General features: G+C 70.8%; 9 protein-coding genes. 5 read left to right on the top strand and 4 right to left on the bottom strand.

Annotation, left to right across the window (positions count from 1 at the left end):
• Positions 1-355: 355 nt before the first annotated feature.
• Positions 356-883, bottom strand: coding sequence for a hypothetical protein (locus WMF39_RS00435; RefSeq protein ID WP_437743589.1), 528 nt, complete (start codon positions 881-883; stop codon positions 356-358).
• A 153-nt stretch (positions 884-1036) separates the two neighbouring features.
• Between WMF39_RS00435 and WMF39_RS00430 the strand changes: the two genes are divergently transcribed.
• Positions 1037-1885, top strand: a complete 849-nt coding sequence (locus WMF39_RS00430; RefSeq protein ID WP_437743588.1) for a GNAT family N-acetyltransferase — start codon at positions 1037-1039, stop codon at positions 1883-1885.
• 24 nt (positions 1886-1909) lie between these two features.
• Here WMF39_RS00430 and WMF39_RS00425 read toward each other — a convergent pair whose 3' ends face one another.
• Complete coding sequence (locus WMF39_RS00425) at positions 1910-2221, bottom strand: hypothetical protein (RefSeq protein ID WP_437743587.1); 312 nt, start codon at positions 2219-2221, stop codon at positions 1910-1912.
• Positions 2222-2709: 488 nt separating this feature from the next.
• Here WMF39_RS00425 and WMF39_RS00420 point away from each other — a divergent pair, with 488 nt between their 5' ends.
• Together WMF39_RS00420 and WMF39_RS00415 are read left to right on the top strand one after the other, a co-directional pair.
• Entirely contained in the window at positions 2710-3711 is a 1002-nt protein-coding gene (locus WMF39_RS00420; protein WP_437743586.1) for an N-acetylornithine carbamoyltransferase, read from the top strand.
• A 5-nt stretch (positions 3712-3716) separates the two neighbouring features.
• On the top strand, positions 3717-5051 hold the full coding sequence (locus WMF39_RS00415) for an acetylglutamate kinase (protein ID WP_437743585.1): 1335 nt from the start codon (positions 3717-3719) through the stop codon (positions 5049-5051).
• A 46-nt stretch (positions 5052-5097) separates the two neighbouring features.
• Here the strand turns inward: WMF39_RS00415 and WMF39_RS00410 are convergent, their stop codons facing one another.
• Together WMF39_RS00410 and WMF39_RS00405 are read right to left on the bottom strand one after the other, a co-directional pair.
• On the bottom strand, positions 5098-5871 hold the full coding sequence (locus tag WMF39_RS00410; protein ID WP_437743584.1) for a GNAT family N-acetyltransferase: 774 nt from the start codon (positions 5869-5871) through the stop codon (positions 5098-5100).
• Positions 5872-6048: 177 nt separating this feature from the next.
• On the bottom strand, positions 6049-6660 hold the full coding sequence (locus WMF39_RS00405) for a superoxide dismutase (protein ID WP_012232705.1): 612 nt from the start codon (positions 6658-6660) through the stop codon (positions 6049-6051).
• 347 nt (positions 6661-7007) lie between these two features.
• On the opposite strand from WMF39_RS00405, the gene WMF39_RS00400 reads away from it, so the two are divergent.
• Together WMF39_RS00400 and WMF39_RS00395 are read left to right on the top strand one after the other, a co-directional pair.
• Positions 7008-8834: an OmpA family protein gene (locus WMF39_RS00400; RefSeq protein WP_437743583.1), complete on the top strand. Its 1827-nt coding sequence runs from the start codon at positions 7008-7010 to the stop codon at positions 8832-8834.
• Between the two features lie 13 nt (positions 8835-8847).
• Positions 8848-13101 carry a hypothetical protein gene (locus tag WMF39_RS00395; RefSeq protein WP_437743582.1) on the top strand — a complete coding sequence of 1418 codons (4254 nt, stop codon included), beginning with the start codon at positions 8848-8850 and terminating at the stop codon, positions 13099-13101.
• Positions 13102-13140 lie beyond the last annotated feature (39 nt).

The following is a 13140-nucleotide window of genomic DNA, read 5'->3' as shown; positions in this document are numbered from 1 at the left end:
GAGCTCATGATGCGCTGGTTCGCCCAGCCAGAGGTGTGGAGGCGAATCGCCTCTTCAGCAGCGCATTCCCTCGCCCGGCTCATCGTCGCCGCAGGAGCACTTCGCAACAGAGATGCCAGCCCGGCCCCCTCGGCTTCAACCTCATCACCGAGCCCCCGAAGCCGGACCGGTGCCGCTCCTCGACACGGGAAATCCAGCCCGAGGCGAGCTCCTCGCGCCGCGCCAAGAAGCCGGAGCGCTGCCCGCGCGAGCAGCCGCAAGGCCGTGACATGTCACGCAGCGGGCCGTGACATGTCACGCAGCGGGCCGTGACATGTCACGCAGCGGGTCGTGGGCGCCGGGGTCCGACGGGCGCTCACCGCCGGCCGGGGGTCCGCACGAACCGCTCGTCGTCCACGGTGGTGGGGAAATCCTCGGCGTCGACGTGCTTGTACAGGTCGCCGTCGCGGATCTCGTAGCGCATGTACACGACGGGCTCCTCGATGGACTCCTCGACTCCATCCTGCAGGATGCGGGTGTACTCGAGCGCGATGCGGCCACGCTCGGTGTTGTACGAGGTGACGCGCGCGTAGAGGTCACGCGGAGCGCCCATGTACGGAAAGCGGTGGTGGAAGCTCGTCGCGCTCAGCTCGATGAGCGAGCCGTCATCCTCGCTGACCCACGTGCCCACGAAGGGCAGGCGCTGTGTCTCGTCCCTCCGGGACTCCGGCTCATCCGCCGCCAGCTTGGGCTCGGGCGCGGCAGGGCGCGAGGGCGGAAGGACGAGCTCGACCGGGGCGGCGGCCCCAGACGACAGCTGAGCTGGCGAGGGACCGCAGCCGATTGAGTAGAGCGTCGCGAGCGCAAGGGCGGCGCAGGTCGCGCAAAAGCCACGTCGGTGCATCGGACGAGTCTACACCCGAGCGGCGGGAGTCGGCCCTCTGGACGCGCGATGTACGGCGGGCGCCGGCGCCGCTCGGCGCCAGCACGGAAGGGCCTCTCCGAGGAGCCCGTAGTTCCTCGCGCCGGCGCGCGTGGGGTGACACAATCGTGGCCCGTGAGCGCTCTCCTCGCCGCCATCGAGCGGTTTTACGATGCCGTCCCTCGCTGGCGCGCTGACGCAGAGGACCATGGACCGCTGACTCTCTTCGTTCGCCGCGGCGACGGCTGGCCCTACTATGCCCGCCCCGCCCTCGGCCACCCCGGCGCCGTATCGGTCGAGGACGTGGCCGCCGTGCGCGCGCGTCAGCGGCAGCTCTCGATCCCGGAGGCGTTCGAGTGGGTGCTGGAGACCACCCCTGGGCTCGACGCCACGGCCGAGGCGGCCGGCCTGCATGTCCGGCGCTGCCCGCTGCTCGTGCTCTGCGGCGAGCCCCACCAGACGCCTTTGCCGGAGGGCGTCTCGCTCTCGACCATCACCGCCCAGGACCCGGATCTCGCCGAAGTGCAGGCCGTCGCGCACGTCGCCTTCGGCGCGCTCGACACCGCGGTCGGCTCTGCGGGACCGGCGGAGCGGGAGGCCGCCGCGGCCGTGCTCCCGGCCGGACAGGCGGCCGCATGGCACGCGTCGCTGATCGAGGGGACGCTGGTGCACGCGGCCGCTCGGGGCCGCGAGGGAGCGCTCGCCGGTCCGCTCTGCACCGGCAGCTACCAGCACGCGCGGGACGTCGCCGAGATCGTCGGCGTGGGGACGCTGCCGGCGGCCCGGGGGCGCGGCCTCGCCGCCGCGGTCACCGCGGCTCTGGCCCGCCATGCGCTGGACGCCGGGATCCGCACCGTGTTCCTGTCCGCGCAGAACGACCGCGTCGCGCGCGTCTATGAGCGGGTCGGGTTCCGGCGCGTCGCCACCGCGTGCATCGCCGAGCCGCCCGCGCAAGCGGAGAGCGGCACCGTCCTCGGAACGTGATGCAGCGCCACACAGCGGCGCCGGTCAGACAGGGGCGACGTGGTAATCCGGTCCCTCTTCCCCGCGCAGGATCTCGGTATGAACGACCGACGCGTCCCGCAGGTGCGCCACCTCCCCGAGCTCGGCGTCGCCGCGATAGGCCGAGAAGGCTTGTTCATCCGGAAACGTGACGAGGTGGATCTCCTTCAGGGTGAGCCCAGCGCCGTCGGGCGCGGTCACCACGGTCCGCTCGATCGCACCGCCGTACCGTGCCATCACGGCCGCGGCCTTCCTCTCGTACGCGCGGAACGCGTCGAGCGCCTCGCAGCGCACCGTGAGGATCACGACCAGCGTCACAGGAACACCCGCTCCTTCTCGCCACCCCACCACCAAAGCACAAAAAAAAGAGCGCCCATTCGACGGTGGGGGGGGAAACCGTCACGGGCGCTCTGCCCTACTTATTTAGCAGGATGCAGGCCAAGGGTTGCGCCCTCGATTTCCGCGAGTCTTTCCCCAGGGGACCTGCGTACTCCTTTCGTTCCTGAAATCAGCACCTGCAATCCTGGTGTCCCGACACTGCCGAGGAGCTCGTCCAGCGGCTGGTGGGGCCGACACGAGACCGTGCCCGCCACCGGCGTCGGTTCCCGCTCCCGGAATCTCCTCGAAGCGAACCACGCTCACCGGCTCCTCGTCGCGTCGCGCAGCGGTCCCCGCTCGCCGGAGGCGAAGGGCCGCCCCCTTGACTCGCCCGCGCGCGCGGCGCGGCGCGAGCAGCGTTGACATCACCGCCAGGCTTGCTCCAATGCGAGTGCCCGCTCCGCGACGTTCAAACGAGGAGGCATCCGATGCGGCACTTCCTGACCACGATGGACTACACCCGCGCAGAGATCGAGGGCCTCCTCGAGCGCGCGCAGCGCTTCAAGCGGCGGCCTATCGAGCCGCGCCTCAAGGACCGCACCATCGCGCTCGTCTTCTTCAACCCATCGCTGCGGACGCGCACCTCCTTCGACGTCGGCATCCGGGAGCTCGGCGGCCACGCCGTCGTGCTCGAGCCTGGCCGGAGCGCCTGGCCCATCGAGTTCGAGGAAGGCATCGCGATGGATGGCGAGCCGGAGGAGCACATCCAGGAGGTCGCTCGCGTGCTCTCCCGCTACGCCGACCTCATCGGCGTGCGCGCGTTCCCCAAATTCCAGCGCTGGGAGGACGATCGCCAGGACAAGGTGCTCCAGGGCTTCGCCCGCCACGCCACCGTGCCGGTCGTCAACCTGGAGACCATCACCCACCCCTGCCAGGAGCTCGCGCTCGCGCTCGCCATGAAGGAGCGCCTCGGCCGCCTCGACGGCAAGAAGTTCGTCCTCACCTGGACGTATCACCCGCGCCCGCTCAACACCGCGGTCGCCAACTCGGCCGTTCTCATCGCGTCCAAGCTCGGCATGGACGTGACCCTCCTCTGCCCCAGCGAGGAGTACCACCTCGACGAGCGCTACCTCGACGCCGCCAGGAAGAGCGCCGAAGGCAACGGGCAGAAGCTCTCGATCACCTACGACATCAAGTCCGCCTACGAGGGCGCCCACGTCGTGTACGCGAAGAGCTGGGGCGCGATTCCCTACTTCGGGCGCTGGGAGCAGGAGAAGCCCATCCGCGACAAGAACAAGCACTTCATCGTCGATGAGCAGAAGATGGCGCTCACCGCGGGGGGGCTCTTCTCCCACTGCCTGCCGGTCCGGCGCAACGTCAAGGTCACGGACGCGGTGATCGACTCGCCAGCATCGATGGTCATCGACGAGGCAGAGAATCGGCTGCATGTTCAGAAGGCCGTGATGGACGTGCTGGCCAACGGGTGGTGACAACGATGGGTTCGACGCAAGACGTCATCGTCCGCCTGCTCAGGAACCTCGGCAGCCGCAAGGAGGTCGAGCAGTACCTGAAGCAGTACGCGGCCGTCGATCAGCAGAAGTTTGCGATCATCAAGGTCGGCGGCGCCATCCTCGACGAGGACCTCGAGGCGCTCGCGACCTCGCTCGTGTTCCTCAACCAGGTCGGGCTGTATCCCGTCGTCATCCATGGCGCCGGGCCGCAGCTCGATCGGGCGCTCGCCCAGGCGGGCATCCCGACGGAGCGGGTCAATGGCCTGCGCGTCACGACGCCCCGCATCCTGGAGATCGCCCGCCGCGTCTTCCTCCGCGAGAACCTGCGGCTCGTCGAGGCGCTCGAGGAGATGGGCACGCGCACGCGGCCGATCACGGCGGGCGTCTTCGAGGCGTCGCTGCTCGACGAGCCGCGCCTCGGGCTGGTGGGCAAGGTGGAGCGCGTCCATGTCGACGCGGTGAGGTCCAGCCTCCGCGCCGGGCACCTGCCGATCCTGGCCTGCCTCGGGGAGACGCCGGGCGGGCAGATCCTCAACATCAACGCCGACGTCGCCGCGCGCGAGCTCGCGCTCGCGACGCAGCCGTTCAAGATGATCTTCCTCACGAGCACGGGTGGCCTCCTCGACGAGCACGGGCGCATCATCTCGGCCATCAACCTCGAGGAGGACTTCGCGGGCCTCATGGCCCAGCCCTCGCTGAACGGCGGCATGCGCCTCAAGCTGCAGGAGATCAAGCTCCTGCTCGACGGGCTGCCGGCGACCTCGTCGGTCTCGATCACGTCGCCGGATCACCTGGCGAAGGAGCTCTTCACGCACACGGGCTCTGGCACGCTCGTCCGCCGCGGCGAGCGGATCCTCCGGCACGACACGCTGGACGGCATCGACCGCGGCCGGCTTCGCGATCTGCTCGAGGCGTGCTTCGAGCGGAAGCTCGACGAGCACTACTTCGACAAGAAGCCTTTCTATCGCATCTACCTGTCCGACTCCTACCGGGCGACGGCGATCCTCACGCTCGACCCGCGCGGGAGGGCCCCGCTCACTCCGTACCTCGACAAGTTCGCGGTGACCTCGGAGGCGCAGGGCGTGGGGATCGGCGGCTCGCTCTGGACGCGGATGAAGAGCGAGAACCCGAAGCTGTTCTGGCGCGCCCGGAACGGCAACGAGATCAACCCCTGGTATTTCCAGCAGGCCGAGGGCAGCTACCGCAACGAGAGCTGGACAGTGTTCTGGTACGGCCTGTCGAACTTCGACGACATCCGCGCCTGCATCGATCACGCGCTGTCCTTGCCGGCAACCCTGCGCCAGCACGGCACGGTCTGACCCCGCCCTCACCCGCCGTGGCGGGGGCGCCTCGTCGCGAGCGGGCTCACGGCGGGTCGCCGCCGCCGTCGTTCTCCGCCTCTTCGAGCGGCTCGATCTCCTCGTCCGTCGCGGGGCCCGACGGGCGCGACGCCGGCGGCGGGGCGCTCGACCTCTTCTCGCCGCCGCGCGCCTTCAGCGTCCGCCGCGGCGCTCGCTTCGGCTTCGCGGGCGCGCCGAGCGCCTCCGGGCTGCGGGGCTTCTTGAGCGCCCGAGGCGGCAGGAGCTCCGCGTCGACAGCGACCTTCTTCGCCATGAAGATCGCGGCGTCGAGCCGGTAGAAGCTGCGCTTCCGGTAGAACTTGAGGGCGCCGTCGTTGTTCTCGGCCACCTCCAGCACGAGGTGGGTGCAGCCGTGGATGCGCGCGAGGTGCTCGAGCTGCTCGAGCATGAAGGCGCCGACGCCGCGGCCCTGGTAGTCGGGGTGGACCGCGAGCTCCTCGACGAAGAGCGGGCGCATGTCGTGCTTCGTGAAGTAGCGCTCGTTCATCCAGTTATCGGTCCCGGTGATCTCGAAGGCGCACTCCGCGTAGCCTACGATCTCCTGACCATGCGCCGCCCGGACCTCGAAGAGGAGCTGCTCGACCCCTTCTTCTTCGTAGACCTCGAGGAACCGCTTCTTCGAGCGAGGCCGCTGGTATTCGACCGTCTCCCGGTTCACGTCGCGGAACACCTTCTTGAGGAATTCCCAGACCCGGTTCAGGTCGCGCCGGTGGATCCGGCGCACGTAGATGAGGCTCTCTTCCCCGGCGGCGCGGGTGCTCGACTCGGCCTTGCTCATCGCCGCGCCCAGTCTACAGGACGAACGCGGACGGGGCACTGGGGGCGAGGCATGATCTGGAAAGCCGCGTCTGCGGGAAGTCCGGCCCGAGGAGAAGGTGGTCGCCGCGTGGCACGGGAGCGCCGAACTCGCCGGTGAGCCGGCGGGGACGGGTGCCCCCGCCGGGTAACGACAGGATCACCCCTGCTGAGCGTGCGGCCCGATCTGCGCGAGGCGCGCGTTGATCACATCCCAGTTCAGGCCCGAGAGCACGTTGGCCACATAGTCCGCCTTCTTGGTCTGGTAGTCCGCAAAGTACGCGTGCTCCCAGGCGTCGATGGCGACCATGATATGCGTGTTCGCGAACAGACCGACATCGTGCTCGGTCCGGACGAGGTTATTGAAGAGCTTCTGCTCCTGGTAGTCGTACACGAGCACCGTCCAGCCGTGCGCGCTCAGGAGCGACGCCTTCGCGTCGGCCAGCCAGGCGTCGAAGCTGCCGAACGACGCCTCGATGAGCTTCTTCGACTGGGCGCTCGGCTGCGTCGAGCCGTTGCCGATGTTCTCGAAGTACAGCTCGTGGAGCACCGTGCCGTTGAAGGCGACAGGCTCGCGACGCTTCAGCTCGCTGTACGCGTTGTACGAGTAGTTCGGCGCGCTGCGGTCGGCCTTGCCAAGCTGCTCCCAGATCTCGTTGAGCTTCTTCACGTAGCCCTGGTACAGCGTGAAGTGCGCCTTGAGCTGCAGGTCGCTCAGGCCCTTGGCGTTGCCGCCGAGGAGGTTGTCGAAACTCTTGGGTTCGCGGGACATGGTGCCTCCTAAACGAGTACCGCAAGCAGTGCGTGCCGCGGGGTCAGGCCGCCGCTTTACCGCTGCCGCTCTCCGGTAGCAACCCTGCCGTGCGACGTGACACACCGCCGACTCACGACGCCATCGGGCCTGACCTTCCGCGCAGGAAACTCCGGACGCCGGCTCGAGCCGCGCCGTGATCCCGCGCAGGGACGCCACGACCCCCGCGCGCCGCATGGCGCCGCGCCCGAGCTGGCCCGATCGGCCGGCGCGCGCCCAAAAACCTCGTGAAACGTTGAACGCCGCCGCCGTTTCGGTCGATACTCCTGGTGCTTGCTGTTCCTTCGCGCAAGGAGGCGACCTCGTTCATGCCGGCTCGTACACAGGGGACTCATCCGACGGCCGCGCTCGCGGCGGCGCTGTGCCTGCTCGGCGCAGCGGCTCACGCCGAGGCGCAGGAACCCGCGAGACCCGAAGGCTTCGCGCTCGACAGGTTCCAGCCTGCACCCGCCGGCGACAGGATGTTCGGAGTCCAGTCCGCCTACACGGCAGGAAGCACCGCACCCCACATCATGCTCCTCGGCGATTACGCCCAGGATCCGCTCGTGTTGCGGCGGTTGTCGGGGAACGAGGAGTTCGGCGACGGCAAAGTCGTCGGCAGCCAGCTCCTGCTCCACCTGAGCGCCTCGCTCTCTCTGTGGGAGCGCCTCACGGTGAACATCGATCTGCCCATCGCGCTCCAGTCGGGCGACGGCGGCGCCGCCTCCGGCGCCTTGCTGCCGCCGCCGACCAGCAGCGCCCTCGGGGATCTCCGGCTCGGCGCGCGCGCGACGCTCCTCGGCGGCTACTTCGATCCGTTCCAGATCGCGCTCGGCGGCTACGTGTGGCTGCCGACCGGCGACCCCGAGGCGTATTCGGGCGACGGCAGCGTGCGCGGCGGTCCGCAGCTCATCCTCGGCGGCCACCTGGATCGCGCGGTGTGGTCGCTCGCCGCGGGGCCGGAGTTCCGGTCCACGAGGCAGTTCGCCAACGTCGAGCAGGGGATGACGGTGCACTGGGGCGCCGGCGTCGGGCTGCTGCTCGACGACGAGCGACGCCTGCAGATCGGCCCTGAGATCACCGGCGCGGTCACGGTCACCGACGTCCAGCAGCGCACGACCAACCTGGAAGCCCTGCTCGGCGGGCGCTACCGCTTCGCGGACGACTTCGAGGCCGGGCTCGGCGTGGGCCCTGGCCTCACCCCCGGCGTCGGCACCCCCTCGTTCCGCGCGGTGGCCATGGTCGCCTACTCGCCCGAGGTGAAGCCGCCCGTGCAGGACCAGGACGCCGACGGCATCGCCGACGCGGACGACGCGTGCCCGCACACCGCGGGCGTCCGCAGCCCGGATCGCACGAAGAACGGCTGTCCGCCGCCCAAGGACGCGGACCACGACGGCATCCTCGACGCGGTCGACGCCTGCCCCGCCGTGGCCGGCGTCGCCTCGCCGGACCCGAAGAAGAACGGCTGCCCGCCGCCAGGGGACCGCGACAAGGACGGCATCACGGACGACGTCGACGCCTGCCCGGAGCAGGCCGGCCCGGCGAACGACGACCCGAAGCAGCACGGGTGCCCGCCGCCGCCCGATCGCGACGGCGACAAGGTCCCCGACGCGTCGGACGCCTGCCCGGATCTGCCCGGCCTCACCACGACCGACCCGGCCACGAACGGCTGCCCGGGCGACACCGACGGCGACGGCATCCGCGACGACAAGGACGCCTGCCCGAACGAGAAGGGCAAGCCGAACGAAGATCCGACGCAGAACGGGTGCCCGGTCGCGGTCCGGGTGACCGAGACCGAGATCGTCATCCTGCAGCAGGTGCAGTTCGACACCGGCAAGGCGACCATCCGTCCGGTGAGCAACGAGCTGCTCGACGAGGTCGCCGGCGTGCTCAAGGACCACCCGGAGATCCTCAAGATCGAGGTCCAGGGCCACACGGACGACCGCGGCACGCGCCAGTTCAACACGAAGCTGAGCCAGGCCCGCGCGGAGTCGGTGCTGAAGGCGCTCGTCGAGCGCGGCATCGCGGCCCAGCGCCTGCAGGCGAAGGGCTACGGCCCCGACGTCCCGATCGCGGAGAACAAGACCGAGGCGGGTCGCCAGAAGAACCGGCGCGTCCAGTTCAACATCATCGAGAAGGAAAAGAAGCAGCCCTAGGCTGGAGGCGTCGATGGCAAAGCGATTGGCATTCACGGGGCTCACAAGCGCCGCGCTGCTCGGGGCGCTCTCCGGGACCGCGAGCGCGGCTCCAGTGCGGCGGGTCCAGGTGGCGCAGCGGGGTGATTTCGTCCTTATCGGCAACACGCTCGCGCACGACTGCGCGTCGTCCACGCCCGCGCCGCTGGTGGGCACGGTCGGGACGTGCGGCACGACCGCGACGCTGGGGGACTCCGCGCCCGATATCTACTGGCGGGGCGACAGCCCCCTCGCCGGCCAGGCCGAGGCAAACAACAGCGTCGACCCCGCGGCTGCCCGCAGCACCGCGGTCCTCAGCCTCCCCGCGGGCGCTCGGGTGACCCACGCGTACCTCTACTGGACGGTGAGCCGCGACAGCGGCACCTCGGCCGATCTCACCGTGACCCTGGATCGGCCTGGCGGCTTCTCTTCCAGCGTGACCGGTACGAACTCGGGCCAGACGGAGATCTTGGGCCTCGCCCACGCCCAGACGGTCGCCAACGTCACGTCGATCGTGCAGACGCGCGGCGCGGGGGCGTATCGCCTGAGCGGGATCTCCAACGGGACCGATCTGGACAGCGTGAGCCAGCAGATCGCGTTCGCCGGCTGGTGGATGGTCGTGCTCTACGAGCTGACGACCGCGCCCGCGCGGAACCTCGCCGTCTTCGACGGGCTGGATCAGGTGATCGACGGCGCGACGGTCGGCTGGAGGATCTCGGGGTTCGTCGTCCCCTCGGGCGGGGGCCAGGCGAAGCTCGGCGTCATCGGGTACGACGGCGACAGCTCGACCGGCGACGCGCTCGAGTGGAACGGGACCGCGCTGTTCGACGCACAGAACCCGGCGAACAACTTCTTCAACAGCTCCCGTTCGTTCCTCGGCGCGCCGATGTCCTCGGCGGGCGATCTGCCGAGGCTCACCGGCGGGCCGCTGAGCATGAGCGGCATCGACATCGACGTGACGCAGGTGCCGGCCAACCTGCTCATGGCCGGCGACACGGAGGCCGAGGTCGGGGCGGCCGTCGACGGCGCCGACAGCTACCTGCTCGGCGGCCTCATCACGTCGGTGCCGACGCGCCTCCCGGATCTCTCCACGTCGACCAAGTCGGTCCTCGATCTCAACGGCGGCGGCGTCACGCCTGGCGACACGCTCGAATACACGATCCTCGTCACCAACACCGGGGACGACAACGCCGCGGCGGTCGTGCTGAACGACCCGTTGCCCGCCGGGGTCACCTTCGTGCCGGGCTCGCTCGAGATCGCCTCGGGCCCGAACATGGGCGGCGTGACCGACGCGCCCGGCGACGACGAGGGCGAGTACGTCGCCGGCTCGCGGGCGATCCGCGTCCGGCTCGGCGACGGCGCCGACGCGGCCCAGGGCGGGTCGCTCGGCGTCAGCGAGACCACGACGGTGCGGTTCCGCGTGACCATCGATCCGGGCACGGACGGCGAGATCGCGAACCAGGCCATCATCACCGGGCAGAGCCCCGAGGGAGGCGCTGCCCAGGACTACCCGACGGACGGCAACGGCGCGGAGCCGGGCACGCCGCCCACGGAGATCCTCGTCGACAGCGACGGCGACGGGCTGAGCGACGGCGACGAGAACTTCGCTGGCACGGACCCGAACGACGCCGACACGGACGACGACGGCGTGAGCGACGGCGACGAGCAGCTCTGGGATCGCGACACCGACGGCGATGGCCTCGTCAACGCGCGGGACGTCGACAGCGACGACGACGGGCTGTACGACGCGACGGAGATCGGCTCGACGGACTGCGATGGTCCAGGGACGGACGCGCTGGCGGGGCACTGCGTGCCCGACGGCGACGCCGGGGCGACGACGACCGACCCGCTCGACGCGGACACCGACAACGGCGGCGTGCTCGACGGCTCGGAGGACGCCAACCTGAACGGCGTGCTCGACGCGGGCGAGAGCGACCCGGCGGCCGGGCACGGCGCCGACGACCAGCGCGCCGACGCCGACAACGACGGGCTCGGCGACGATCTCGAGGCGACGCTCGGCACCGATCCGAACGACGCCGACAGCGACGACGACGGCGTGCGCGACGGCGAGGAGCCGAACCCGACGGACGACAACGACGGCGACGGGCTGATCAACCCGCTCGACGTCGACAGCGACAACGACGGCCTCTTCGACGGGACCGAGCTCGGGCTCGGCTGCGACGGCCCGGGCACCGACGCGACGGCGGGCAACTGCGCTGCCGACGGCGACGCGGGCGCCACGAGGACGTCGCCGCTCGAGGCCGACACGGATCGCGGCGGCGCGAGCGACGGCTCCGAGGACGTCAACCTGAACGGCGTGCTCGACGCGGGCGAGACCGACCCCCGTTCCGGTCATGGAGACGACGATCCGCAGAACACGGACGCCGACGACGACGGGCTGAGCGATGATCTCGAGGTCTCGCTCGGCACGGACCCGAACGACGCCGACACCGACGGAGACGGCGTCCGCGACGGGCTCGAGCCGAACCCGGCGGACGATACGGACGGCGATGGGCTCCTCAACGCGCTCGACGTCGACAGCGACAACGACGGCCTCTTCGACGGGACCGAGCTCGGCCTGGGCTGCGACGGCCCTGGCACCGCGCCGTCGCGGCGCTGCGCCCCGGACGAGGACGCCGGCGCCACGAAGACGTCGCCGCTCGACGCGGACACGGACGACGGCGGCACGCGCGACGGCTCCGAGGACGCCAACCTGAACGGCGTCGCGGACAACGGCGAGACCGAACCGACCCGCGGGCGCGGCGACGACGACGGCGACAACGACGACGGGGACGAGGACGGGCTGAGCGACGACCTCGAGGAGACGCTGGGCACGGACCCGGACGACGCGGACTCCGACGACGACGGCGTGCAGGACGGGCAGGAGCCGAACCCGGCGGACGACGCGGACGGCGACGGGCTCATCCACCCCCTCGACGTGGACAGCGACGACGACGGCCTCTACGACGGGACCGAGCTCGGCCTCGCCTGCGACGGCCCCGGCACCGACGCGGACGCCGAGCACTGCACGGCGGACGGGGACAGCGGGGCCACGATGACGTCGGCGCTGAGCCGTGACAGCGACCGGGGCGGCGCGACCGACGGCTCGGAGGACGCCAACCTGAACGGCGCGCTCGAGGCCGGCGAGACGGAGCCGACCGCCGGCCATGGCGCCGACGACAGCCAGAACGCCGACGGAGACGCCGACGGGCTGAGCGACGATCTCGAGGTGTTCCTCGGTTCGGATCCGGAAGATCGCGACACCGACAACGACGGCCTGCTCGACGGCGAGGAGCCGAACCCCAGCGACGACGGCGACGGCGACGACCTGCCCGACGTCCTGGACGCGGACAGCGACGGCGACGGGCTCTTCGACGGCACCGAGGCGGGGAAGGGCTGCGCGGACGCGGACACCGATGCCGCCGCCGAGAGCTGCAGGCCCGACGCCGACGGCGGGACCACCACGACGAGCGTGGTGAATCCCGACACGGACCGCGGCGGCCAGAGCGACGGCGATGAGGACCTGAACCACGACGGCAAGGTCGACGAGGGAGAGACCGATCCGAACGACGCCGGGGACGATCTCGGCGATCGCGACGGCGACGGCCTCTCGAACAGCGAGGAGACGGCGCTCGGCACCGATCCGGACGACGCCGACAGCGACGACGACGGCGCGCTCGACGGCGAGGAGGTCGAGCCTGGCGTCGACACGGACGAGGACGGGAAGATCAACGCGCTCGATCCCGACAGCGACGGGGACGGGCTCCTCGATGGGACCGAGCTGGGCAAGGGCTGCTCGCACGAGGACACCGACGCCGACGCGGCCACCTGCGTGCCGGACGGCGACGACGGGGAGACGACGACCTCGCCGACGCAGGCCGACACCGATGGCGGCGGAGCGAGCGACGGCGAGGAGGACGCGGACCACGACGGGGTGGTCGACGAGGGCGAGCGCGATCCGAACAACCCCGCGGACGATCAGCCCGCGGAGTGCGAGCAGGACAGCGCTTGCGGCGCTGGGATGGTGTGCGACGAGGAGACGAAGGAGTGCGTCCCGGGTTGCCGCAACCCCGACAACACGATCGGCCCGTGCACCACACCGCTCCCCGGTGAGGGCGTCGTGGTGCAAGGCGGCGGCTGCGCCTGCACGGTGGGCGCGGAGGGCGACGGCAGCCGCTCGGCGCCGTGGGCCTTGCTCGCGACCGGCGCCTGCGCCGCCGTGCTGCACCGGCGCCGCCGACGCAGCTGAGCTCTCCCCCCGGGCGGCGCCCCCCCGCGCCGCGCAGGA

This window comes from Sorangium sp. So ce1504, assembly GCF_051521635.1.
In the GTDB taxonomy this organism is placed as follows: Bacteria; Myxococcota_A; Polyangia; order Polyangiales; family Polyangiaceae; genus Sorangium; species Sorangium cellulosum_B.
The sequence above is the reverse complement of the archived record's forward strand: the minus strand, read 5'-3'. Positions and strand labels throughout refer to the sequence as shown.